We start from the raw sequence: 25,482 nt of genomic DNA on the forward strand, positions 1-25,482 counted from the left end.
GTCATCGGGGCAGCCTTCGGGCGTCCAGAGCGCCGAAGAGACCGTTGGCGCGGTTCCATCCGTCGGCCAGCCGCTGCGCCTGATCGCGCCGGCCCGATGCCAGCGCCCCGGCGATCTCGCGGGTTGCATGGGCGTGCAGATGCGCGCGATAGCGGGCATAGTCGGCGGCCGAGTCCTTGCTCACCATGAAGGGCCAGTCGCTGGAGACGGTCAGCAGCGTTTCGCGCAGGATCTGGTCGGCGACGTGATCGCGGGGAATCGGCCCGTCCAGCGACGCTGTCTGCGCCAGCGCCTTGTCGACGGTGCTCAACGCGGTGTCGACGACTTCGGAGTTGAGCTGGACCAGATCGGCCACCTTCTCGCCGTTCCACACCTGCCAGTCCTTGCCGGAACCCCAAGAGCTGGGCGGCAATTCGACGGCCTCGCCGACGAACCCGTCGGTCAGTGCGTCCTGCAGGGTGCCGACTCGCACCCCGGCGGCCGGCAATGCCCGCAACACCCGCGCCAGCCAGGTCGGCCCCTCATACCACCAGTGACCGAACAACTCGGTGTCGAAGGCGGCGACCACGTGGGCGGGGCGCCCGATGCGCTCCGACTCGGCGATCAGCCGGCCGCGCACCAGGTCGACGAAGTCGGCGACGTGGATGTCCACCGCGCGGTCGGCCCGTTCGGGGTCGTAGGGCGCCTTGGCTTCCGAGGACACATTGCGGCCGGTGACCCGGGCCGGCTTGAGACCGGTCAGATGGTCGTAGGTGTGGAAGTCGCGGTAGGCGGCATGTCCGGGATAGCCGGATTTCGGCGACCACACCCGATAGCTGACCTGCAGGTCACGCCCGAACGCGACCACGTCGGTGTCGCCGACGGGCCGGCCCAGCGCCGTGTCACCGTGCAGTGACGGGCCGTCCACCATGAAGTGGCTGACTCCCGCGGCGGCATAGTCGTGCTCGAGGCCGGGGGCGTAAGCGCATTCGGGCGCCCAGATGCCGGTCGGGCGGGCCGCCATCCGCAACCACGCGTCGGCCAGGCCTTCGCGCAGTGCGAACTCGCGCAGCCGGGGATTGAGCAACGGCTGGAACGGGTGCGCCAACGGGCCGCCGAGCAGTTCCACCGCGCCGGCGTCGATCAATCCGCGCAGCAGCGGGCTGCCGCCGTGACGCCACAGTGTCGCGAAGTCCTGCAGCGCTTGGTCGGCCTCAACGCACTCACGAGTCCCGAACGCCCGCAACGCTTCCGGCGTGCACGACTGGTAGCTCGCCGATTTCGAGCGTGGCAGGCATCGCACACTGGCGGCTTCGGTGGCGCGCAGTCGCCAGTTGGCCAGCCAGTGATGCATGCCGTCGAGGCAATACGGGTCGTCCAGCTGGGCGTTGACCACCGGCGTCATGCCCAGCGTGACCAACCCGCGGCGGTCTTCGCCGGCCAGCTCACGCAGCACCCGAAACAGCGGCAGGTAGGCAGCCGACCAAGACTGGTACAGCCATTCCTCACCGACCGGCCAGCGGCCGTGGTGGGCCAGCCAGGGCAGGTGGGTGTGCAAGACCAGGGTGAACATTCCGGGCACCCGGCTGACGGCTGCGTTCACGGGCGCACCGCGATCGCGATCAGATCCAGGCTGTCTTGAATGTCGTGGTTGATGTCGCGCTCGTCGCGGCTCACCATGTCGAAGTCGGCCGTGGTGACCGCCGCGACATCGGCGGCCAGCTCGGCGGGCCACGGCGCGTCGGCAACCGCCCGCGCGATCTGGGCGTCGATGATCGAGCCGCCGTGGCGGGCGTCCATCTCGCGCAACCGCGGCCCGTGAAACAACCCGTACATGGCCACCTCTGCGAAGCCCGCGTCGACCAGCAGCTCGGTGAGTTCATCGGCGTTGAGCTCGCGGGTGTGGAAGGGGTTGATCGGGGTGTCGCGGCCGGGGGAGAAGGTGATCCGGTTCGGGGTGGACACCAGCAGCAGGCCCGACGGCCGCAGCACCCGGGCGCACTCGCGAACGAACTGCCCCTGGTCCCAGAGGTGCTCGATAACCTGGAAGTTGACCACAACGTCCACCGAGGCGTCGGGCAGCGGCAGCGCGGCCAGGTTCGCTTGCATCACGTCGACCCGCGGGTAACGGCTGCGGACGTGTGCCACGGCGGCCTCGTCGTAATCGATTGCGACCACCCGGCGGGCCACCTCGGCGATCAGGTCAGCGCCGTAGCCCTCGCCGCATCCGGCTTCCAGCACGTCACGGCCCGCGCAGCGCGGCGCCAGCCGCTGATAGACGACCTCGTGCCGGCGAAACCAGTAGTTCTCGACGTCCAGGTCGGGGATGGTGCGTTCACCCGTGAGGGTCAGCACCGCCGGCTGCGGCGGGCCGGTCGGGGTGTTTCGGGGATGGCCGGGGACGAATGCGCTCATTGTTAAGGCAGGCTAACCCGTAGTGCCCGATTCGCGAACCGCGCACCGGTTAGCGGCGGCCCGGCAAGGGCGCGGCAGGTGCCGACCGACGAGCCGAGGGTCCCCCGTTTGCCGGGGTGACCGGGCAATCCGGCAAGTACCACCCGCTATGGTGTGAGGGCAGACCGCAAAAAGTTACCTCCTAGTAACATGCCTGTGCGGTTGCGAACCGCGTGACCGAGTCCGGCTGACGAGCGCTGCCGGACGCCTTCGAGGAGGACGAGCCACACTCATGACAAACATCGTGGTCCTGATCAAGCAGGTCCCGGATACCTGGTCGGAGCGCAAGCTGACCGAGGGTGACTGGACGCTCGACCGGGAGGCCGCCGACGCGGTCCTGGACGAGATCAACGAGCGCGCTGTGGAAGAGGCGCTGCAAATCCGGGAGCGAGAAGGCGGAGAAGGGTCGGTGACCGTGCTGACCGCGGGCCCCGAGCGTGCCACCGAGGCGATTCGCAAGGCGTTGTCCATGGGCGCCGACAAGGCCGTGCACCTCAAGGACGACGGCATGCACGGCTCCGATGTCATCCAGACCGGATGGGCGCTGGCGCGAGCCCTGGGCACCATCGAAGGCACCGAGCTGGTGATCGCAGGGAACGAGTCCACCGACGGCGTGGGCGGCGCGGTGCCGGCCATCATCGCCGAATACCTGGGCCTACCGCAGCTCACCCACCTGCGCAAACTATCGGTCGAGGGCGGCAAAGTCACCGGCGAGCGCGAAACCGACGATGGTGTGTTCACCCTCGAGGCGACCCTGCCCGCGGTGGTCAGCGTCAACGAGAAGATCAACGAGCCCCGCTTCCCGTCCTTCAAGGGCATCATGGCCGCCAAGAAGAAGGAAGTGACCGTGCTGACCCTGGCCGAGATCGGAGTCGAAGCCGACGAGGTCGGTCTGGCCAATGCCGGGTCGACGGTGTTGTCCTCGACACCCAAACCGCCGAAGACGGCCGGTGAGAAGGTCACCGACGAGGGCGAGGGCGGTAACCAGATCCTGCAGTACCTGGTCGGCCAGAAAATCATCTGAACCAGCGCTGGTTCCTAGACGAGAGCGATATAACCCATGGCTGAAGTACTTGTGCTCGTTGAGCACGCTGAAGGTGCGCTGAAGAAGGTCACCTCCGAATTGCTCACCGCCGCCCGTGCACTGGGTGAGCCGGCGGCCGTCGTGGTCGGCGCCCCTGGCACCGCCGCGCCGCTGGTCGACGGACTGAAGGCGGCCGGTGCCGCCAAGATCTACACCGCCGAGTCGGATGTCGTCGACCAGTACCTGCTCACCCCGTATGTCGACATGCTGGCGGCGCTGGCCGAGTCCTCGGCCCCCGCCGCAGTGCTGGTGGCCGCCACCGCCGACGGCAAGGAGATCGCCGGCCGGCTCGCCGCCCGGATCGGATCTGGGCTGCTGGTCGACGTGGTGGACGTCCGAGAGGGTGCGGTGGGCGTCCATAGCATCTTCGGTGGCGCGTTCACCGTCGAGGCGCAAGCCACCGGCGACACGCCGGTGATCTCGGTGCGCGCCGGGGCCATCGAGGCGGAGCCCACCGAGGGCGCTGGTGAGCAGGTCAGCGTGGAAGTGCCGGCTCCGGCCGAGAACGCCACCAAGATCACTTCCCGCCAGCCTGCGGTGGCCGGGGACCGGCCGGAGCTGACCGAGGCCACCGTCGTGGTCTCGGGTGGCCGCGGTGTCGGCAGCGCCGAGAACTTCAGCGTCGTCGAGGCGCTGGCCGACTCGCTGGGTGGCGCCGTCGGCGCATCCCGTGCCGCCGTGGACTCCGGTTACTACCCGGGCCAGTTCCAGGTCGGTCAAACCGGCAAGACAGTGTCGCCGCAGCTCTACATCGCGCTGGGCATCTCCGGCGCCATCCAGCACCGTGCCGGCATGCAGACGTCCAAGACCATCGTCGCGGTCAACAAGGACGAGGAGGCGCCGATCTTCGAGATCGCCGACTACGGCATGGTCGGCGACTTGTTCAAGGTTGCTCCGCAGCTGACCGAGGCGATCAAGGCCCGTAAGGGCTAGCCCCTCGCCGGGTGTTTGCGGTCCCGGCGGAACGCCTTGCTGCCAACATGTTTCGCGTCGTGCCGATCCCGCTGCTCGCCGGCGGCGGGATCGGCACGCGCCGCGTGTGTCCGGTAGCGCAATCGCCAGCGCGGGGCCGCAGCTCTTGACTGTGGCGGCCCGCGGTCCCCATAGTGGATTCAATCAACTGATCGATTAGTTGATGAGGCCGGACGTGTTGTAGCCGGCTGAATTGGGGAGGAACCGAATGTGCGGCTCGGCGGGGCTTGCCCGGTGGTGGGATACCGCTTGGAGTAGTGGTCATGACGATCGGGCGGCCAGCGGGCCCTCGTGCGGGCGCACGCACCGGCCGCCGGAGTCCGGCCGATGACTTGCCCGAGCCTTCCTGCCGGCTTCGATTTCACCGACCCCGACATCTACGCCCGGCGGTTGCCCGTCGACGAGCTTGCCGAGCTGCGCCGAGTCGCCCCGATCTGGTGGAACGACCAACCGATCGGCAAGGGCGGCTTCAATGACGGCGGCTTCTGGGTCGTCACCAAACACAAAGACGTCAAAGACATTTCGCTGAGAAGCGACGTCTTCTCCACCTACGTCAACACCGCGATCCCAAGGTTCCCCGACGACATGAAGCGGGAGAACATCGACATGCAGCGCTCGGTGCTGCTCAACATCGATGCCCCGCACCACACCCGGCTGCGCAAGATCATCTCGCGGGGATTCACCCCGCGGGCCGTCGGGCGGCTGCGCAGCGAACTCGACCAGCGTGCACACAACATCGTCAAAAATGCTGCCGCACAAGGGACCGGTGACTTCGTCGAACAGGTGTCCTGCGAGTTGCCGCTGCAGGCCATCGCCGGCCTGCTGGGGGTGGCGCAAGAAGATCGAGCCAAATTGTTTCGCTGGTCCAACGAAATGACGGGCAGCGAGGACCCCGAATACGCAGACATCGACGCCGAGGCGTCGTCGATGCAGGTGCTCGCCTATGCGATGCAGATGGCCGACGTGAAGTCGAGGAACCCCGGTGACGACATTGTCACCACGCTGATCCGGGCCGACATCGACGGCGAGAAACTGTCCGACGACGAGTTTGGGTTCTTCGTCCTCATGCTGGCGGTGGCGGGCAACGAGACCACCCGCAACTCCATCACCCAGGGCATGATGGCGTTTACCGAATACCCCGACCAGTGGGAGCTTTTCCGGCGTGAGCGTCCGCACAGCACGGCCGACGAGATCGTGCGCTGGGCCACCCCGGTGACGGCGTTTCAGCGAACGGCACTAACAGACACCGAAGTTTCCGGTGTGCCGATCCGCAAGGGCCAACGGGTGGTGATGTTCTACCGGTCGGCGAACTTCGACGAGGAAGTCTTCGACGACCCTTACACCTTCGACATCTTGCGTGATCCCAACCCGCACGTCGGATTCGGTGGCACCGGCGCACATTATTGCATCGGAGCCAACCTGGCCCGGATGACAATCAGCTTGATCTTCAACGCGATCGCCGACCATATGCCTGACCTGAAGCCGATTTCGCCGCCGGAGCGGCTGCGATCCGGATGGCTGAACGGCATCAAGCACTGGCAGGTCGACTACGGCGGCGCGTCCGGTTGCCCGATCGGTCACTGAGCGTCACGGAGCCCGCTCTGTGCTGACGTGAACCGCTCGTCAGTGGTCACCGCCCCGCTCCCAATTGCCGGGGCCCTTCAACGGGTTTCGGGAATCCGGATCAGAGCCTCTCAGATGGTCCGCAGCCGCCGCACGCGGTCGGCGATCGCTCGGCGGGAAACGGCGGCATTGGGCGCCATGCTTTCGAATGCGTGCGGACAACCCGGGTGCACATGCAATTCGGTTGGTACGCCGGCCACCGCCAGGCGGCGCGCATAGACGATGTCCTCGTCGCGGAAGATGTCGAGGTCACCCACGTCGATGTAGGTGGGCGGCAGCTTCCTCACATCGCTCACCCGCGCCGGAGCGGCGTAAGAACTGACGCCGTCGGTGCCGACGCTCTCACCCAGCAGGGCCTGCCAGCCGGTCGTGTTGTCGTCGTAGGTCCAGGTCACGAACGGCACCAGTTCCGGGTCGGGCAGGCAGGTCCGATCGTCGAGCATCGGATAGACCAACAGTTGCTGGGCGATCGCGGGGCCACCGCGATCGCGGGCCATCAGGCACACCGCGGCGGCAAGGGCGCCGCCGGCGCTGTCGCCCATCACGGCCACCCGGGCCGGATCGACGCCCAGTTCGCCGGCGTGGCCGTGCAGCCATTCCAGGGCGGCAAAACAGTCGTGCAGCGGGACCGGGTGCGCAGCCTCCGGTGCGGTGCGATAGTCGACGAGCAACATGGGCACACCGGAGTCGGCGACGTAGCGTCGCGCGAGCCAGTCGTAGAGGCCGCCAAGTTCGCGCATGCCGAAAATCATTCCGCCGCCGTGCAAATACAGCACCGCGCTACCGGGTGGCTGCTCCGTCGTCGCGTGGTACCAGGCCAACGTCAGCGTCGCTCCGTCGTCGGTGGCTACCGCGTGGTGCTGCACCTGCACGCCGGCTATCGGCGGGCGGGTAGCCATCAGCTGGTCGACGGTGCGTTTGCTGTTGACCCGCCGGGTGGCCACATCGCCCACCGGGGGCGGCTCGGAAGCGGTCCCGCCGGTACTCAGCAACGCCAGCTCGGCGACCACCTCCTGGTCGATCTGCAGGCCCACGGCGGTCAGGCCGTAACCGGGTCGGCGTTGAAATCGGCGACCAGGGAGTCGATGGTGATCCGGGCGACGACGTTCATGTCGGCATCGTAGATCTCGTAGAGCAGCGCGTCGGGAGAGTTGGGGCGCGCCCCGAAATAGACCAGACCGCCGTCGTCGCCACCGCGCTCCAGATGCGGCTTTTGGTCGTTGCCGGTCAGCGCATAGTCACCCGCACGCCGGCAACGATGATTGCCGACCGTACCGTCTGATTCGACGTCCCACAGATGCTGCTCGCCGGCCAGCACGATGATGCTGGTGGCGGCCGCGTGGCGGTGGATCGGGCAGTGCCCGCCGTCGCCTTGCCAGCGCACCACCATGTCGAGGGTGGCCACGTCACGGTCGTAGCCCAGGATGGTGTAGTCGTGCTGGATTTTGTATTTCGACCCCGGGCGTCCGGTCACCTCCTTCCACCGGTACCGCGAGGCGTCGAAGGTGCCGTCGATCATGACGCGACCCCCTGATCGGCGGGTGCCGAAGTGCGTAGGGCCAGTCCGGCGACCTCGCCTGCCTCCCGCCACGCCGTCAAGATGTCGGCGTATTCGGTTGGGCTGCCGAAGAAAAAGCTGTCCTGCTGCAGCCGGGCGCTCACCTGTCCTTCGCGGTTGTAATAGCCGGGAGTGCACGCCTCACGCCGTCCGGCTATCACGGCCGAGCGCTGCACGACGGTGTCGACCCAGGCCGCTTCGGCCTCGGCGGTGGCCTCCACCTCGGTGACACCGTGTCGCAGCGCCCAGGCGATCACCCAGGCCACGTGCCGGGATTGGGTGTCGATCAAGTATGGGAAGTTCACGGTGAAGCCCGACTGGGCGATGCTTTCGATGAAGCAGTTCGGAAAGCCGTACACGTGCAGGCCGTGAAAGGTGCGGATGCCGCTGGACCATTTATCGGTGAGCGTCAGGCCGTCGCGGCCGATGATCTCGAAGCCGGTCCGCTGGGAGTAGTCGGTGCCGACCTCGAACCCGGTGGCGAAAATCAAACAGTCAAGCGGGTATTCGACGCCGTCGACCGCGACACCCGTTTCGGTGATCTGCTCGACGCCATGCCCGTGGGTGTCGACGAGGGTGACATTGTCACGGTTGAAGGCTTGCAGGTATTCGTCGTGGAAGCAGGGCCGTTTGCAGAAGTAGCCGTACCACGGTTTGAGCGCCTCGGCGGTGGCGGGATCGGTGACGATCGAGTCGATACGGGCCCGGATCTCTTCCATTTTCGCGAAGTCCGCCAGCTCCAGCGGGGACGCCTGCCCGGGCACCGCGTTGGCGTTGTGCCGCACGATGGGCAGGCTCTTGGTCAGGCTGGTCCACGCGTCGTCAACCAAATCCTCGTCGGATTCGCCTCCCGCGGTGAGGATCTGGAAATTCTCGATACGCCGTCGCTGCCAGCCCGGCTGTAGCGACGCCGCCCAATCCGGATCGGTTGGCCTATTGGCCCGCACATCCACCGTCGACGGGGTGCGCTGGAAGACGAACAGCTGCCGCACCGCCTCGGCCAGGCGGGGCACGCACTGGATCGCCGTGGCGCCGGTGCCGATGATGCCTATCCGCTTGTCGGACAGCCGCTCGAGGTTCTTGCCGGTGTAGCCGTAATCCCAGCGGCTGGTATGAAAAGCGTGGCCGCCGAACGACGTTATCCCGTCGATGCCCGGTAGCTTCGGTTTCTGCAGATAACCATTGGCCATCGCCACGAAGCGGGCGCGGATCGTGTCGTTGCGGTTGGTGGCGATTACCCAGCGGGAGTCGGCTGGGTCCCAACGGATCTCGGTGACCTCGGTGTTCAGCCGCGCATTGCGGTACAGGTCGTAGTGCTCGGCGATGCGCTGGCAGTGGGCAAAGATTTCGGCCCCCTTGACGTACTTCTCGGTCGGGACGTAGCCGAGCTCTTCGAGCAGGGGCAGGTAGATGTAGGACTCGACGTCACAAGCGATGCCGGGGTAGCGATTCCAGTACCAGGTGCCGCCGACATCGGCCGCCTTGTCGATGAGCCGGATATCGTCCACGCCGAGTTCCCGGCATCGCGCACCGATGAGCAGTCCGCCGAAACCGGCACCGATGATCGCCACGTCGGTTGTCTCGGTGATCGGATCGCGGGAGAAGTCGGGATCAGCCCACGGGTCGTCACCGAAGCGGGCGAATGCGCCTGCAATTTGCACATATTGGCGGATGCCGTCCGGGCGCAGGCGCTTGTCGCGTTCCTGTTGGTATTTGGCCCGCAGCGCGTCGGGATCGAATGATGATCCAGTGCGTCCAGTGAATTCAGTCATGACCGCCTTCCGATTCTGCTGCCAGCCCGCGCCGTACCAATCGCAGGTAGGCGTCGACGATTTCTTCCTCGTGAGCCGGGTCGCCGACGAGGTCCTCGAGGAACCGATGGGCGCCGACCAGGAAGTGTGCTTGCGCGGCGAGCTCGACGTCGGTCATCGCTCGTACCGAGCCGGCCGCGATGCCGTCGCGCAACCGGGCCGAAACCAGGTCCACCCAGGCATTGATGCCCTGGCGATACAGCTCGGGCTCGAGAAATCTGATCTCGTCGACCAACCGGATGTGGCCGGGGTTGCTGCGCACGTACTCGACATAGGCCAGCAACCCGGCGCGGTGGCGCTCGAAGAAATCGCCGCTGTGCGGCACGCGTTGCTCTTCGGAATCCGCCAGCCGCGCAAAGAAATCCATCATCAGCTTGCGCATGGTCGCGCGTAACAATTCCGCGCGAGAGCCGAAGTGATAGTGCAGGTTTCCCACTGCGGTGTTGGCCCGTGCGGCGATCCCGGTCACCGATGCCCGATGCAGTCCCCGCTCGCTGGCCTCGGCCAGTGCGGCATCCAGAATCACCGCACGGGTCCGGTGGCGCTTGGCGTATCCGGGGACGTGTGCCATGGCACAAAATATTGGATCAATTTTCAAAATTCGGCAAGGACCCGGCGCTGCGACATGTTGTCACCTGACGTGCACCGGCCCGTCACAGCCTCGATGCCGGTTAGCTGACCGGCTGCGCCACGTTGGTGGCATGAGCATCGCTTCTGTCCTCATACCCAGCGACAAGCCGCACGGTGCGGTCGCAGGATCACCCGCCGGACCACGCTACTCCCTGTTGCTGACCACCGACGCCGCTTTGATCGAGGCGGCGCAGCGACTCCGCTACGACGTCTTCAGCCGTACCCCCGGCTTCACGTTGCCCGCGGCCAGTGACGGTCGCGACGTCGACCGATTCGACGAGTACTGCGACCACCTGCTGGTCCGCGACGACGACACCGGTGAGCTGGTGGGGTGTTACCGGATGCTGCCGCCGGCCGGTGCCATCGCCGCGGGAGGCCTGTATACCGCCACCGAATTCGACGTCCGCGCTTTCGACCCGCTGCGGCCGTCGTTGGTCGAGATGGGCCGCGCCGCGGTGCGCGACGGTCACCGCAACGGCGGGGTGGTCCTGCTGATGTGGGCGGGCATTCTCGCCTACCTGGACCGATGTGACTACGACTATGTGACCGGCTGTGTGTCGGTCCCGATCGATTCAGGCGACGACGTCCCGGGATGCCAGCTGCGCGGTGCGCGTGACTTCGTGTTGGCGCGTCACGCTGCGCCGTACCGGGTGCACCCCTACCGGGCGGTGCGCATCGGCGGCAAGGGCCTCGATGACATCGCCCCGCCCCGGCGTGCGGCGGTCCCGCCGCTGATGCGTGGTTACCTACGGCTGGGCGCACAGGTGTGCGGCGAACCCGCCCACGACCCCGCCTTCGGGGTCGGCGACTTCTGCGTGCTGCTGAGCAAGCATCGAGCCGATGCCCGCTACCTGAGTCGCCTGCGGTCGGTGTCGGCGGCCTCGGCATTGTTGGGCGGGGTGGCCTGATGAGCCCTTCGGGAGGGCACGCCTGGCTGCCACGCGCGTCATGCGACGTGAGCTGTGTGGGCCACCCGGCCGATTCGCCGCCCGTGCTGCTGGTGCTGCGGGTGGCGGTACGCCTCGGCCAGGCACTGCTGCTGGCACCGGGGGTGCCGCTGCTGTTCGTCCTTGGTCGCCCCGGCCTGCAACGTGCCTACTGCCGGGCGGTGCTGCGCTGTCTTGGTGTCCGAATCATGGTGTCGGGCAACCCGATTCGAAACCTATCCGGCGTTCTGGTGGTCAGCAACCACATGTCTTGGCTGGACGTCTTCGCCATCGGCGCGGTGCTGCCCGGATCGTTCGTCGCTCGTGCCGACATGTTCAGCGGCCGCGCGATCGCCATGGTGGCCCGGCTGCTGAAGATCATCCCGATCGAGCGGGCCAGCCTGCGCCGGCTGCCGGCAGTGGTGGGCACCGTCGGCGGCCGGCTGCGTGCCGGCCAGACCGTGGTGGCCTTCCCGGAGGGCACCACCTGGTGCGGGCTCGCCTCCGGCAGCTTCTACCCGGCGATGTTTCAAGCCGCCATCGACGCCGGCCGCCCGGTACAACCACTGCGGCTGACCTATCACCACGTCGACGGCACGGTGTCGACCACGCCGGCCTATGTCGGCCGGGACACGTTGGCACGGTCGGTGTGCCGGGTGCTGGCCGTGCGCCGCACGGTGGTCCGGGTGCATGTCGGTTGTCTGCAGTTGCCGGGTGCCGATCGCCGGGCATTGGCCAGACGGTGCGAGCTCGCGGTGCACCAGCGGCCGCAGCGGTCGCAGCACCCGGGTCCGCGGCAGGCGCTGGCGGCTTGACGGCACGCCTTCCTGCCTCGCGTGTCGGACCAGCGAAATGGCTGTCGCGAAACAGGAATCACGTTGTCCGGCAGGGCAACTACCACACCGGACATGTCGCGCAATAGTCTGTTCGAGGTGAAGACGCTGCCGGACGACGCCGCTGGCATACCTGAGCACAGGACCCCGACGCCGGTCATTGACATGTGGGCGCCGATCGTGCCGGCTACCGAGATCGTCGACGACCTGCGGGCCGGATTTCCTGCCGAACAGCTTCGATATCTCGAAGTGTTCACCAAGACGCGGCTAACTCCCGAGCAATTCGCGGCCTACGCCGAATCGCTGCGCCGAAGCGACGATGCCATACTCGCCCAGCTCGACGCCGCCGGTATCCGCCAGAGCCTCATCACCGGCTTCGACGAGCACTCCACCTGCGGCGTGACGTTCGTGCACAACGAATCGGTGGCCGCGCTCGCCGCCCGGCATCCGGATCGGTTCATCCCATTCGCCGGGGCCGACGTCATGAGCGGCACCTCGGGCCTCGACCAACTCGAGCACTGGGTCACCGATCGCGGGTTCCGCGGACTCAGCCTGCGACCCTTCATGATCGGCCGTCCGGCGTCTGACCCCGCATACTTCCCGTACTACGCCAAGTGCGTCGAACTCGGAATTCCGCTGAGTATCCACACGTCGGCCAACTGGACCCGAACCCGGCCCAGCGAACTCGGCCATCCCCGTCACATCGACGACGTCGCGTGCCGCTTCCCGGAGCTGACCATCCTGATGAGCCACGCCGGCTACCCGTGGGTGCTCGAGGCCTGCCTGATCGCCTGGAAACACCCCAACGTCTATCTCGAGCTCGGTGCGCACCGCCCCAGGTACTTCACGGCCCCCGGCGCCGGGTGGGATGCTCTGCTGCGGTTCGGCCAGAGCACGATTCGCGACAAGGTTGTTTACGGCTCCGGCGCATTTCTGATCAACCGTTCTTACCAGCAACTTTGCGATGAGATGCGGGCACTTCCCGTGGACGCGGCCACCCTCGAGCAGTGGCTTTGGCGCAACGCCGCCCGGTTGCTCGGACTATCCGACATCGACTGAGGGTGGGCCGCGCCCCCGGTCGCCGCGCGGCTGGTCGAGTCGGCCCGCCTGCATCGCGGCTTGCGTTGCCGACCGCCAGAAAATTCTGGGTCTTCGGGCCCGGCCGGTATCGTGGGCCAAGTCATGGTCTACCTGGATCACGCCGCAACCACCCCGATGCACCCGGCCGCCATCGAGGCGATGACGGCCGTGCTCGGCTTCGCCGGCAATGCTTCCTCGCTGCACACCACGGGGCGTGCGGCGCGCCGCCGAATCGAGGAATCCCGGGAGCTGATCGCCGACAGGCTCGGCGCGCGCCCGTCGGAGGTGATCTTCACCGCCGGCGGTACCGAAAGCGACAACCTGGCCGTCAAGGGAATCTACTGGGCGCGCCGTGACGCGCAACCCGGCCGTCGGCGCATTGTCACCTCGCAGGTGGAACACCACGCCGTGCTTGACGCGGTGGACTGGCTGGTCGAGCACGAGGGCGCTGACGTGACCTGGCTACCCCCTGCGCCCGACGGCTCGGTGTCGGCATCCGCGCTGCGTGAGGTGCTGCACAGCCATGACGACGTCGCGCTGGTGTCGGTGATGTGGGCCAACAACGAGGTCGGCACCATCATGCCGACGGCCGAACTGGCCGCCGTCGCGGCCGAGTTCGGCGTGCCCATGCACAGCGACGCCATCCAGGCGGTGGGGCAGTTGCCGGTCGACTTCGGCGCCAGCACGTTGTCGGCGATGAGTGTGGCGGCGCACAAGTTCGGCGGCCCGCCGGGCATCGGCGCGTTGCTGCTGCGCCGCGATGTCGCCTGTGTGCCGTTGCTGCACGGCGGTGGTCAGGAGCGTGATGTCCGTTCGGGTACTCCCGACGTCGCCGGGGCGATAGGCATGGCTGCCGCGGCGCGGGTCGCCGTGGACGGATTGGAACCCAACAGCGCGCGGCTGCGGCTGCTGCGCGACCGCCTGGTCGAAGGTGTGCTCGCCGAAATTGACGATGTGCGTCTCAACGGCGCACGTGACCTGTTGCGGCTTCCGGGCAACGCGCACTTCACCTTTGGCGGCTGTGAGGGTGATGCGCTGCTGATGTTGTTGGACGCCAACGGGATCGAGTGCTCGACCGGGTCGGCTTGTACCGCCGGTGTCGCCCAACCGTCACACGTACTGATCGCGATGGGCGCCGACCCTGCCAGCGCCCGCGGATCATTGCGGCTTTCCTTCGGGCACACCAGTGTTGACGCGGATGTCGATGCGGCATTGCGGGTGCTGCCCGCAGCGGTGGCCCGTGCTCGCGGAGCCGCCCTGGCCGCCGCGGGAGCCTCCCGGTGAAGGTCCTTGCCGCGATGAGCGGCGGGGTCGACTCTTCAGTGGCCGCCGCCCGCATGGTCGACGCCGGCCACGAGGTGGTCGGCGTGCACCTGGCACTGTCGACGGCGCCCTCGACACTGCGCACCGGATCGCGGGGTTGTTGCTCCAAAGAGGACGCCTCTGATGCCCGACGGGTCGCCGATGTACTCGGAATCCCGTTCTATGTCTGGGATTTCGTCGAGAAGTTCAACGAAGACGTGATCGACGACTTCGTCTCGTCCTACGCTCGCGGCGAAACACCCAACCCGTGCGTCCGGTGCAATCAGCGGATCAAATTCTCGGCGCTGTCCGCACGGGCGCTGGCGCTGGGCTTCGACGCGGTGGCCACCGGGCACTATGCCCGGCTGTCGGATGGGCGGCTGCGCCGCGCCGTCGACCGCGACAAGGACCAGTCCTATGTGCTGGCCGTGCTGACCGCCCAGCAGCTGCGCCACGCGCTGTTCCCGATCGGGGACACGCCCAAGCCGCAGATACGGGCCGAGGCGGCCCGCCGCGGCCTGGCGGTTGCCGACAAGCCCGACAGCCACGACATCTGCTTCATTCCGTCCGGCGACACCCGGGCGTTTCTCGGTGCGCGCATCGGTGTGCGCCGCGGGCTGGTCGTCGATGCCGGCGGCGCCGTGCTGGCCGCCCATGACGGCGTGCACGAGTTCACCATCGGCCAGCGCAAGGGCCTCGGAATTCCCGGCCCCGGCCCCGATGGCCGCCCCCGTTATGTCACCGCCATCGACGCCGAAACCGCGACCGTTCGCGTGGGTGACGTGTCCGATCTCGATGTGCACGCGCTGACCGGACGGGCGCCGGTCTTCACTGCCGGCGCGGCACCGTCGGGTCCGGTCGACTGCGCGGTGCAGGTTCGTGCCCACGGTGAAACAGTCGCCGCCATAGCCGAATTGGTGGGTGACGAACTGCTGGTGCGATTGCACGCCCCGCTGCGCGGCGTGGCGCGCGGCCAGACGGCGGTGCTCTACCGGCCGGATCCCGGCGGTGACGAGGTGCTCGGCAGCGCCACCATAGCCGGCAGTCACCGGCGGCAAACCGCAAGCTGAACGAGGCGCCGAGCGTCGTTTCGGATGTCGAAGGAGCCGGCGGAACGCATTCGATTCGCTCTCAAACAAACGAGCCCTAAAAAGCGAAAGAGCCCCGGCGAGCGAGGTCTCAATCTAGTAACGAAGGCTTTTTATGACAGTGCAATTTGTCCTGCGACTAATTCAACACCCCAATACAATGACTTTAAGTTCCTCCGGACCTTCAAAATACAACGCGGAAAGTCATCCGGTCAAGGATTTCCGGCTAATTCGCGAACGATCGAACGGTCACCGCGCACATACAGCGGCACCGCGGTGGACAGGATCGACTGGACAAAGCAACCGGGATCGGCCCACGCGGCCCGGGCCTCGTCCGGCGTCAGCAGGTGCACGTCCACAGACACCGGGAATCGCAACAGGAGATCCCGCAACTCGTGGCGCAGCGCATCGGAGGCGCGCTTGCCGGTGATGACGAGCAGATCGACGTCGCTGTGCTCGCGCTGCCGACCTTTCGCGAACGATCCGAAGAGCAGGACTTCCTCCGGATCACAAGCTCGGACAACAAGTTCGGCCATCGCAGCCGCCGCGCGGATCATGGCGTGCCGAACTGCAGCACGAGGTAGGCGTGACTGATCAGGCCGGCGGGAAGCGTCTTGAAGTCATTGTCGGCCTGGCGCTTGATTGACAGTTGCCAGCTGCCCAGCAGCGGCGTGCCGGGGCCGGGCGTGATGACCGCATGGAACAGGTCACCGAAGGTGCCGTCGACGGTCAGCGGCACGCTAGCGCCAAGGTTGTGTCCCGGCCCCGCGGCGCGGACGTCGAACGGCTGGGTTGCAGCGCTTTCCACCACCAGGTCGGCCCGCGTGACGACCAGGCCGGTTGATCCCGCCGCGCGCCGAATGGCAAATGGCACCTGCTGCATGCCGACGTCAATCGCGAAGATTTGCTCCGCATCGGCGTCGGGGCGTTCGAATCGGTACCAGGCGCCGGAGAATTCAGCGTCGAGCGCAAGTAGGCGGGCGCCATTCTTGGGCAATTTGGTATTCAACGCGGTGGTGGCCATGGTCGCCAGCGCGGGGCTGCCGGGCAGCGCCGTGTACTCGACATGCAGGATGACGTCGGTGACCGTCGCGAGGTCGAACTGGTTGTGTGCCTTCTTCAACGCGATGGTCCATTTGCTCACCGCGCCAGCGCCCTCGAAGGGCAGGTAGCGGTCGTCGTCGCCGCGGTTGTCGAACATGCCGCTGTCGGCGCGCCCATGGCTGGTGGCGATCATCGTCACCGGTACGTTCTCCGCGGCGAACCGGCGGGCGTCGTCGGTCACCAACGGATCGCCGTAGTCGCCACCGGGATCATCGATCAGCCGCACACCGTTGCCGGTCAGCGTCAGCGTCGCGTTGACATTGGTGTACGGACCGGTCACACACGGCACCGACATCGCGACCGAGCGCAGCCGGCGCTGATAGTGGCCCGGATGGTCGAGGTCGTAAAGCCACTCGTCGAGGGTCAGGTTGCAGCTGCCGGTGGTGCGCAGCTGAACCAGGGCCATTGGGTTGATCGCCGCCAGGGAGAAGGACCGGGTCAGCTCCAACCGGCGCCGGTTGGTGTCCAAGTAGGCGGCCTCCATGCGGCGCAGGTCGGCGGTCAGGCGCTCACCGGCCAGCAGACCTTTCTTGAGGCTGTCCCAGTACCCGAACTGGACGAATGTGGGACGGGACGGGTCGGCGCCCAACTCGTACTCAAAGGCCCGCTCGGCCTGCTTGCCCAGGTCATAGGCGAGTTGGTAGGCGCGGAAGTAGACGGTAGCCAGTTGCCCGACCATCCAGTCGTAGAGCTGCTGGTTGGTGTATTTCGACTTGAGGTATTCGGCGGTGGCCCCGACATGGTCGATGTGCAGCTCGTGAGCTTCCAGCTCCTTTTCGGCGATGGTGATGCGCACCTTCGACGCCTCCAGCTGCGCGCTCAGATGCGCCCGATCCTTCTGAGCGACGGTGAACTCGTGCTGGTTGCGGTCGTATTGACGGGTGTACATGCCTTGCGTTTCCAGCATGTGGCCGCCTTGGTGCAGGATGCCGGCCAGACCGTTGAACAAAGCGGCGAAGCTGCCGGCCGCGCTGCCGACGTTGGTGCCGCCGAACTTCACCGTCAGCGTGGGGGAGCCGCCGAAACCCGCTGCGCCGGCTTCGATCTGCGGAATTAAGTGGGACGGTCCGGCGACCGCGCTGAGCACGGTGGCCAGGATCTCTGAGATGAGGCCCAGGCCGTGCACGACCACGCCGGCCGTCTCCCAGTCGTTCATCCGCGGAATGGCCCCGAAGTAGGCGATCCGTTCGTCGATCGCGTCGAAACCCTTCTCCATCGCGGCGGCCGCCAGGTTGGCCTCGGTGATCTGCTGTTTGCGGATCAGGGTGATCGCGTCCTGCAAGGCCACGTCGTTTCCGGCGGTCAGCAACGCCAGCGCTTCGGCGTCGCGTTTCTCCAGCGCGCCGATCATCTGCTGGCCCAGCGACCGCACCTCGGCGCACACTTCGAGCGCCTTACCCACCAGCGTGCGGAAGCGGTACGGGCTGGCGGCGGCCGCCGAGGGGGCCAGGACGCTGTCCAGGTCGACGCCGGCCGCGATCGCGCGCACCAGTACCGCCGGGTCGATCGGTGGGGCAAACGGCGGCAGCTGGCGCACCTGGCCGGCCAGATTCATGCAATGGCGGATCTGGAACAGCCGGCCCTCGACCGTCGTCCAGTACTGCTCGAGCTGATCGTTGGCCGGGATGCCGAAGTACAACAACGGCAGCTCGGGGAGCGGCGGTGTTCCCGGCGGAGCATCGACCACGGTGGCCGGACGGGCCACGAAGTTTTCCAGCAGCACGTCAACCCGCTTGTTGCCGAACGGATCCAACGGGGAGGCCGCCGTCAGCTCGGCATAGGACTGGTCGGCGCGCGGCGCCGCCGGGACGTGCTCGGGGCGGCGGCCGAGCAGCTCGTGGGCCAACACGTAGAGCATCCGTGCCTCGTTGATCGACTCCAGCGTGTCCATCCGGTAGAGCTGGTCACCCCAGGCGATCAGGTTGTCGATGTACTTCATGACAACCGCCTTCTGGAAGGCCACGGGCCGGGTCCGCGCCACCAGGAACGGCTTGAACGGGTCGTTCTTCCAGGCCCGGACCTCCGGTGCATGGCTTTCGACGTTGTCCAAGATGCTTTGGATGCGTTGCTTGCGTATGTCGACGTCGCCCATGTCGAAGAACGGTTTGGTCACCCAGAAACGTTGCGGCGCGGCCAGCTGCTCGGTGTCGGTCGGGTCGAAGATGTAGTGGAACCACTTCATGGCCTCGTCGAAGCGCTGGTTGGCCGTGAGCTTGCAGGCGATCAGGAATGGTGCGTGAAAGAACAACTCCCAGTTGTAGATTGACGTCGCCCCGCGCGGGCTGAAGTCCACGACGTCAGTCTGGGCGGTCGGTTCGGCGATGGCCACGCCGGTGGGCTGATAGCTCGCGAAGTTGAAGGAATTGGTCGGGTAGAACGTCTGCGGGAAGCGCTGGATGGCGCGCCTCAGCAGACCGGGGATGCCGCCGCGGTTCAACTCACGCAGAAACAGCGCGGTGTACTGGTGCGAAAACGGCGCGAACCGGTACCGCAGCTGCAGCGTCTGGCTGGACCCGTGCTGGATGGTCACCCACTCCGACTCCACGAAATATGTTCGGCCGGTGTCGGAGTAGAAGAACGGGCTGCGTTCGTAGGCGGCGGTGTCCAGCTGCACGTGATGCGTCGAGAACGACAGCGAGAACGGAGCCCGTGCCGCGTTGAGCAGCGCGACCGAAGCTCCGGACTCGAGCACCGACAGCCGGCCGCTGTTCATCTTGTAGGTGTTGTTGACCAGGCGGTTGGTCTGGAAATGCATGCCCTCGGGCAGGGCCATTCGCGGCGCGATCTCATAACCGCCGGTGAGCGGCAGCACCATGCGGCCGCGATCGTCGGCGGCGTCGTGGACGTATTGATACGACGTCGTCTGGGTGAGGGCCGGGGAGGCCAGCCCGGCGGCGTCGAGCACGTGGTACTGGCCGCGCAGCGGTTTCAGCTTGGTCGCAATCACGTTGCCGTCGAACACGAATGACGACGAGTGCCACGGACGCGCGGTCTCGTCGAAACGTGTTCCGGTCAGGTAGGCGAACTGACCGGTGTAGGGGTCGTAGAACTTGGTGTTGTTGAATTCCAGGCTGGTGGACACGTAGAGGTCCAGCCACAGCTGGTTTTCCCGGGTCTTGTAACGCGGTTTGAGCGTGTAGCTGCCGGCGGGCCGCTGCCATGGATGCACGAGCGGGTTCGGCGTGACCCGGCGCGGGCTCCACCCGTCCTCGCGGCGCACCGCCCAGGCGAGTTTGATCTCGAGCTGCTTGGGCGGCTCGGGGGCATCGCTGGTGGATGCGGTCTGCTGAGCCGCGGGCTGGCGCCGCACCTTCTGCGGCTTGTCGGTGATTACCAGCCAAAACAGGTGCAGCGCACGGTTATACACCACCGGCACGACGTGCTCACCGGTGATATCGAGGTCGATACGCTCCCAGGCCGACCACACCCCGGTGTTGAGGTCGAAGCCGCGGTAGAAGTAGGACGGGGTATCGGTCTTGGTGCGCCCGATGACGTGTGCCCGGTTGATCGACGGCGGCAGGTTGTCGAAGGGCGAGTCGTCGTCGACGTCGTGATACATCCCGACCACCTCGAGGTCGTGCACCTCGTGCACCTTCTCCAGGTAGTGGCGCAGCGCGGTCTCGGCCCGCGCGTCGGTAATTTCCCCTTGCAGCAGTTCGTTTTCCAGCTCGACGAAGAATGGCGACTTGTCGTCGCGCAGGGCGGGTTCGATCCAGTTCTCCGGATACAAAAAGATCTTGCGGTTGGCTTCCCAGATCCGATAGTTCTTCATCCACTTCCACTGGCTCCAGGCGTCCAGCGAGACCTGATCGGCCCGCTCGGCGCCGGAAATCAGCACCTCGGGCTTTTCCACGTTGAGGAAGCAGCGCTGCACGAAGGTCTGCACCGCGCTGATGGCCTCCTGGATGCGTGACGTCAGCTGGCAGGCCGACATGTCGACGTCGATCAGGAAGTAGTTGAAGACATCCTCGGAGTTGCGCCAGTACTTGCGGTTGGCGTACACCGTGCCGTCGACGGTGACCGACGGGGATTCAATGCGCAGCGACTTCTCGATCAGATGGGCGAGCAGACCGTCGCGTTTGTGCTCGCGCATATTGTCCTGCATCGGCGTCACGGTCGAAAGCCACGCGGCGGCTTCGTATTTCGACTTCGCCGTCTGTCGTATCTGGCGGGCGATGTCGGCCTGGGCGGCGTCGGTGTCGCGGTCCGCCCAGGCGAAACATGTTGCGGCAGAAACACCGAGGCGTTTGATCTGGGCGGCGGCCGCACACAGCCGGGCCAGGAAGCGCAGGTCGCGGTAGGGCGCTCGCCGGCCGGCATCGAGCTTGGCGAGGTCGTCGGCGCTGAGGCCGAAGTCGGCGGCGGCCGTGCGCAACTGCGCCAGCGTCGACGCGGGCTTGCCGCCCAGGCGCAGCAGCTCGGGCGCCGACGGCACCGTCGCGCGCAGCAGCCGCAGCCGGGCCAGGGCAAGCCAGTCGCCGAAGAGATCGGTCGGCGGCTCGGCGGACACCGGCAGATCGCCGAATGCCAGCACACCCACGTCGGCGGCGTTGTCGAGCAGCCATCGCAGGTCGTCGAGTGCGGTGACGCCGTGCACACGCATCAGACGAACGACCTTGTGCAGCAACGCATATGAGGCGTAGAGGCTGGGCTGTGCCGCGGCGCTCAGCTCGGTGACGTAGTTTCCGGCAGCGTCGTTCGCGTCGATCGCCGCATCGGTGAACCGGGTGGCCAGCGGCTCGCCGGTCATGGTGAGGCTGCTCATCAGCAGCGCGGCGTGCTCGGCGGGCACCCCGAAGGTGGTGGCGACGTGGCTGATGGCCGCTCCGGCGCGGGTATCCGCGGTGGCGGTGCGCAGGCTTTCCCGCAGGGTGCGCGCGGCGTCGGTGGTGGCGTCGTCGCCGGGCAGATACGGCGAGTCCGGCCGGGCGTGCAGCAGCGCGTCGAGTTCGGCGGGCGCGACTCCGGCGGTGTGGACGACGTCGCGGACGTCGAGGAATTCCAGCAGCGCCGCGGGGGAAGCGAACGGGTCCTCGACCACGGACTCGACGAGCGTGGCCAGCGCCAGCAGCTCGCCGGCACGCATGCCCAGGCTGCGGGCCAGCGTAGCCCAGCGCACCAGGCCGCTCAGGTGCGCGATGTCGAAGGTCGCGCCCACCTTGGCGAGCAGTGCGGTGAGCTCGCTTTCGGTCACCGACAGCGCCGCCAACAGGGCCGGGTGGTGATCGGCGGTGATGGCGCCGCCGCCCGGCGTCGCGAAGGCGGGGTCGGGCGGGTTGAGCACGGCGGGGTTGGCGAACAGCGCGGCGTAGGCCGATATCGCCGCCCGGGCGGGGTCGGCGGGGTCGGGACGGCCCTGCCGGGGCAGATCACCGAACCAGGTGGCCAGCGTCTCGGCGGGCACGTTGAGGCGGCCCTGCAGTTGGGCGGCGTCGCGCAGGGCGACCAGTGCCGGTCCGTTGACGGCGCCGCCGCCGAGGTGGGTGGTCCGCACCAGCAGGTCCAGCTCCCACAGATCCCACGGCACGTGACGCGACAGCCGCAGCAGCCGGTGGATGCGGTCCAGCGTGTCGACGGTGATCCCGGTCATCCGCTGGTCGCCGAGCGACGCGCTGCTGACCGGACGCGCCAGTTGCACGGGCGCCGGCGCCCCCGGCGGGTTGATCCAGGTCAGCGTCCGCAATTCCAGGATCTGCTCGTAGGTCAGGTGGGCGTGGCCCATCACGTCCAGCACCGGGATCTCGGCCTGGTCGGGGTCCAGGCCCCAGAACTTCTGCTGGGCGGCCGAAGTGGCCGCGGCGGTGATGATGATCGACGTCTCGTGGGAGGAGATGCCGAGCTGCTCGGCCGCGATCGACACGGCGTCGGCGTCGGGGTCGCCGAACACCCCCATCAACCGCCAGCGCGGGACACCCAGGTGCTCGAGCAGCACGCGGGCGTCTTCTTGCCATAGGTCGAACACACCCGTCATCGGGAAGTCGGCGCTGCGCAGCGTGTTGTAGGCGCCGTCACGTTGATGCTCGGGGACCGCGCGCAGCTCCTCGGCCGGGCGGGTGGTCTGGCCGTCCGGGTCCGCTCCGGTCACGGCGGCTTCCAGGATTTCGCAGACCAGGTCGATGTAGGGCACCGCCGTCTCGGTGTTGGGGCAGTTCAGTTTTGTCGTCACCAGGTCCGGACGGCGGTCGGTGAGGATTTCGCGCACGGTGCGCCCCGCGACCTGCGACGGATGCGCGTCGAGGAAGCGCAACAGGTCGGCGAGGTAGGCGGCCGGGCCGTACACCGAGGCGCAGTGCGCACAATCGCACACGTCGAGCGGGCCGAAAAGCAGCTCCAGGTCCGGGATTTGGCCCAGCAGATCGGCACGCTCGGCGACGCTGACTCCTTGCGGGACCACGGCGGCCGGATCGCTTTGGTGGATCTCGGCGCGGAAGTCGCCCAGGCGCGCCAAGACGTTGGCGTACTGGAACAGGGCGTAGCCGTGGATCGACAGGGCCGTCGGCTGGTCGACGCCGCTGGCGCCGAGCTTCTGCACCAGCTCGGCTTTGCCCACCGACAGGATCTGCATCGAGCTGTGCAGGTGGTTGTCCAGCAAGGCCCGGCCGGTCGATGCGGTGGGGGCCAGCCGGTGGGCGCGCTGCAGAACGCGCAGATCGGCGCGTACGTCGTCGTCGACCGCGATGGCGTTGCTGGCGACGAACCCGTCCACGTTGGCGGTCCGCAAGTCCAGGTCCTCGTGGGCGTCCACCAATGCCGCGACCTCGTCGACCTTGGTCAGCGCGGTCTGAGTGCTGCGGCCGACCTCGGCGACGAAAGCGACCGTGGGGAAGATGCGCTCGCTCTGGGCGGCCAGGGTGCGGGCGAACGTCTCGCGCCGCGCCGGCAGCGTGGCACCGTCGGTCCCGTCCGGGATCGCGTTGCCGTTGGCCGAGATGTAGTCGCTCCATTCCTGCGGGGTGAGCTTGGCTAGGTCACGTGCCGAGTTGACCCGCCCGTCGTCCGGATCGGCGATCTTGTCTTTCATGAAGGTCATCGTCGGCAGGTGGTTCTTGACGACGAGCCCGATTTCCACGGACTGCTTGAAATCCTGGACCTGGGTGTCCAGGCCCGGCAAGGCGGCGTTCACGCCGGTCCAGAACTCGGCGCCGAAACCGCGCGTGCTCACGAAAACCTCGGCGACCCTGTCGAATTCGCCGGCCGGGATGGTGCTGGTGCCCAGCACCGACGCCAGGCTGCCGTTGCCCACGAGCAACGGCTTGTGCAGCGCGAAGGCGGTGCGGTTGGCGGCCAGCGCCGCGGTGATGTCGGCGCGGCGGGCGCCGACGGTCACGGGGATCAGGTTTTCGGCCAGCGCGCTATCCAGTGCCGCCTCCTGCAACGGGCTCTCCATGAACGCGATGCCGTTGGCGGTGTTCTCCACGAGTTGGTCGATGAGCTCCCATTCGTGGGTGCTGGCCAGCAGCTCGTCGGGCAGGGTCGGCGGCAGGCTCTGCTCGAGAAAGGCGTACACCACCGCGATGTCCAGTGCGCCGCCGGCGAGCGTGGACGACACCCGGGCCGCCAGCACCATGCGCATCACGTCGTCCTGTGCCAGGCCGCACGCCAGCGCGACGTGGCTGATATCGGGACGTTCGGCGGTTTCGGTGAGCAGGATCAGCGGGGCGCCCTTGGCGGCGGCACTGATGGCCGCGAGCCGCACCTCGTAATCGGACGGCCCGGCGTACGGTCGGTCGCCCTGAGTGAAGTTGGCCCACGCCATGGGCGGCGGGTTCGTCAGGTTCTTGCGCCCGATCTCGGCGCCGGCGGGGTCGCGATAGGTGACCGTCAGCAGCAGCGGGGATACCGGCTTGCCGGTGGTGGCGTCGACCGGCGCGGTGTACGGCAGATCGAAGAAACCGTTGGCCAGGGTGGCGCGCTGCCCCAGCACGACGCCGGCGCCACCGATGGCGCGGGTGCGCAGTTCGACGCTCGCGCCTTTGATGCCGGCCCACGCGGTGTCGCGGACGGTTCCGCGGATGCGGGCCGTGGTGGCTGCGGCGGCGGGATTGGCGCGGATGACGGCCTGGTTGAGCGCGACGAGCGTGCCCCTGTCGACGTGACCGGTCTCCGGCAGGCCCGCCGACTTTTGGAAGGCGAGCACCGCGGCGCGGGTGGACGCCCCGAACCGGGTGTCTTTGAACTCCGTCTCGTTGACCGCGTGGCCGAGGAACGCCAGCGTATGCTGCAGCACCGGCACGTCCTTGTTGGTTGCGTTGAGGCGCAGTGCCCGCGGGATCGGCTTCAGTGCCGTCGGATCCGGCGCGGACACCAGCACCGGCTTGCGCGGTTTGCTGGCGGCGGCGGCGTGCACCCGGTCGAAGGTTTCCGGATCCATGGTGCCGGTCGCCGGTAGGCCGAAGCGCGCTTGCAGGGTGCGGATGGCGGCCTGTGTCGACGGCCCCAGTTCCTTGGTCCGCATCTCGGTGCCGTCGATGTGCAGGTCGATGTTGCGGGCGCGCGCGGCGCGCAGCATCGTCTTCTGCAGCTTGCTGGTTTGCGTCTTGGTGCCCAGTTTGCGGGTCAACGCGTGCGCGCGCAGCGCGGTGATGACGTCCTGGGTCACCAGGCCGTCATCGCGCAGCCCCGCCTGGGCGGCGAACTCCTTCAGCTGGTCGCGGGTCGACGGGCCGAAGGTACGCGTCTTGCGCTCGCCCGGGTCGACGGCCACCCCGGCGTCGGTCAGTAGCTGCTGGATGCGGCCGGCGCGGTAGCTGCTTGCGGTCAGCAGCTGGTCTTCGACGTGGACCTTGAGCGCGTCGACGGTGGATTTGTTGAACTTGCCGGTCTGGTCCAGTCCCGCCCGCTCCTGCAGCACTTTGACCGCGGCGGAGGTGGTCTTACCCAGCTTGGCCTCGTCCACCTCGCCGGCGTCGACTGGCAGGCCCAGCGTGCCGAGCGCCTGGTGCAACAGTTCGACGCGGTGCTTGGTCGGCGTGGCGCCCGGGCTCTGCAGGCGCGCGATGTCGTCGAGCTTGAGTTTGCTGTCGAGCGGCATGTCCGGG

General features: G+C 67.4%; 16 protein-coding genes. 8 read left to right on the forward strand and 8 right to left on the reverse strand.

Annotated features, from left to right (window positions below; all coding sequences use genetic code 11):
• Window position 1: 1 nt before the first annotated feature.
• Both EET13_RS08395 and EET13_RS08400 read right to left on the reverse strand, forming a co-directional pair.
• Entirely contained in the window at window positions 2–1,552 is a 1,551-nt protein-coding gene (locus tag EET13_RS08395; protein WP_425293651.1) for a 1,4-alpha-glucan branching protein domain-containing protein, read from the reverse strand.
• A gap of 26 nt (window positions 1,553–1,578) precedes the next feature.
• Window positions 1,579–2,394 carry a class I SAM-dependent methyltransferase gene (locus EET13_RS08400; RefSeq protein WP_122441847.1) on the reverse strand — a complete coding sequence of 272 codons (816 nt, stop codon included), beginning with the start codon at window positions 2,392–2,394 and terminating at the stop codon, window positions 1,579–1,581.
• A gap of 271 nt (window positions 2,395–2,665) precedes the next feature.
• Here EET13_RS08400 and EET13_RS08405 point away from each other — a divergent pair, with 271 nt between their 5' ends.
• The 3 genes from EET13_RS08405 to EET13_RS08415 all read left to right on the forward strand — a co-directional run bounded on the left by EET13_RS08405 (window position 2,666) and on the right by EET13_RS08415 (window position 6,073).
• Entirely contained in the window at window positions 2,666–3,457 is a 792-nt protein-coding gene (locus EET13_RS08405; RefSeq protein WP_122441848.1) for an electron transfer flavoprotein subunit beta/FixA family protein, read from the forward strand.
• A 36-nt stretch (window positions 3,458–3,493) separates the two neighbouring features.
• On the forward strand, window positions 3,494–4,450 hold the full coding sequence (locus EET13_RS08410; RefSeq protein WP_122441849.1) for an electron transfer flavoprotein subunit alpha/FixB family protein: 957 nt from the start codon (window positions 3,494–3,496) through the stop codon (window positions 4,448–4,450).
• Window positions 4,451–4,816: 366 nt separating this feature from the next.
• On the forward strand, window positions 4,817–6,073 hold the full coding sequence (locus tag EET13_RS08415) for a cytochrome P450 (RefSeq protein WP_122441850.1): 1,257 nt from the start codon (window positions 4,817–4,819) through the stop codon (window positions 6,071–6,073).
• Window positions 6,074–6,183: 110 nt separating this feature from the next.
• Here the strand turns inward: EET13_RS08415 and EET13_RS08420 are convergent, their stop codons facing one another.
• Genes EET13_RS08420 through EET13_RS08435 form a run of 4 tightly spaced genes read right to left on the reverse strand, consistent with a single transcriptional unit; the run spans window position 6,184 to window position 10,052 of the window.
• On the reverse strand, window positions 6,184–7,146 hold the full coding sequence (locus EET13_RS08420; protein WP_122441851.1) for an alpha/beta hydrolase: 963 nt from the start codon (window positions 7,144–7,146) through the stop codon (window positions 6,184–6,186).
• A 5-nt stretch (window positions 7,147–7,151) separates the two neighbouring features.
• The gene (locus EET13_RS08425) at window positions 7,152–7,631 is read right to left on the reverse strand and encodes a hypothetical protein (protein WP_122441852.1); all 480 of its coding nucleotides are present in this window, start codon (window positions 7,629–7,631) and stop codon (window positions 7,152–7,154) included.
• Window positions 7,628–9,442: a flavin-containing monooxygenase gene (locus EET13_RS08430; RefSeq protein WP_122441853.1), complete on the reverse strand. Its 1,815-nt coding sequence runs from the start codon at window positions 9,440–9,442 to the stop codon at window positions 7,628–7,630. The genes EET13_RS08425 and EET13_RS08430 overlap by 4 nt, the downstream gene beginning before the upstream one ends.
• A complete protein-coding gene (locus EET13_RS08435) occupies window positions 9,435–10,052 on the reverse strand; it encodes a TetR/AcrR family transcriptional regulator (protein WP_122441854.1) in 618 nt (205 codons plus the stop codon). Before EET13_RS08435 ends, EET13_RS08430 begins: the two co-directional genes overlap by 8 nt.
• Window positions 10,053–10,182: 130 nt before the next feature.
• Here EET13_RS08435 and EET13_RS08440 point away from each other — a divergent pair, with 130 nt between their 5' ends.
• The 5 genes from EET13_RS08440 to mnmA all read left to right on the forward strand — a co-directional run bounded on the left by EET13_RS08440 (window position 10,183) and on the right by mnmA (window position 15,322).
• On the forward strand, window positions 10,183–11,019 hold the full coding sequence (locus tag EET13_RS08440) for a GNAT family N-acetyltransferase (protein WP_122441855.1): 837 nt from the start codon (window positions 10,183–10,185) through the stop codon (window positions 11,017–11,019).
• The gene (locus EET13_RS08445) at window positions 11,019–11,852 is read left to right on the forward strand and encodes a lysophospholipid acyltransferase family protein (RefSeq protein ID WP_122441856.1); all 834 of its coding nucleotides are present in this window, start codon (window positions 11,019–11,021) and stop codon (window positions 11,850–11,852) included. Before EET13_RS08440 ends, EET13_RS08445 begins: the two co-directional genes overlap by 1 nt.
• 93 nt (window positions 11,853–11,945) lie before the next feature.
• On the forward strand, window positions 11,946–12,929 hold the full coding sequence (locus EET13_RS08450) for an amidohydrolase family protein (protein WP_122441857.1): 984 nt from the start codon (window positions 11,946–11,948) through the stop codon (window positions 12,927–12,929).
• 123 nt (window positions 12,930–13,052) lie between these two features.
• Window positions 13,053–14,234, forward strand: a complete 1,182-nt coding sequence (locus EET13_RS08455; RefSeq protein ID WP_122441858.1) for a cysteine desulfurase family protein — start codon at window positions 13,053–13,055, stop codon at window positions 14,232–14,234.
• Window positions 14,231–15,322 carry a tRNA 2-thiouridine(34) synthase MnmA gene (gene mnmA / locus EET13_RS08460; protein WP_122441859.1) on the forward strand — a complete coding sequence of 364 codons (1,092 nt, stop codon included), beginning with the start codon at window positions 14,231–14,233 and terminating at the stop codon, window positions 15,320–15,322. The genes EET13_RS08455 and mnmA overlap by 4 nt, the downstream gene beginning before the upstream one ends.
• Before the next feature lie 230 nt (window positions 15,323–15,552).
• Here the strand turns inward: mnmA and EET13_RS08465 are convergent, their stop codons facing one another.
• Both EET13_RS08465 and EET13_RS08470 read right to left on the reverse strand, forming a co-directional pair.
• The gene (locus tag EET13_RS08465; protein ID WP_211186385.1) at window positions 15,553–15,876 is read right to left on the reverse strand and encodes a nucleotidyltransferase domain-containing protein; all 324 of its coding nucleotides are present in this window, start codon (window positions 15,874–15,876) and stop codon (window positions 15,553–15,555) included.
• 17 nt (window positions 15,877–15,893) lie between these two features.
• A complete protein-coding gene (locus tag EET13_RS08470; protein ID WP_122441861.1) occupies window positions 15,894–25,475 on the reverse strand; it encodes a Tc toxin subunit A-related protein in 9,582 nt (3,193 codons plus the stop codon).
• Window positions 25,476–25,482: the final 7 nt, after the last annotated feature.

This window comes from Mycobacterium attenuatum, from assembly GCF_900566085.1.
GTDB lineage: Bacteria > Actinomycetota > Actinomycetes > Mycobacteriales > Mycobacteriaceae > Mycobacterium > Mycobacterium attenuatum.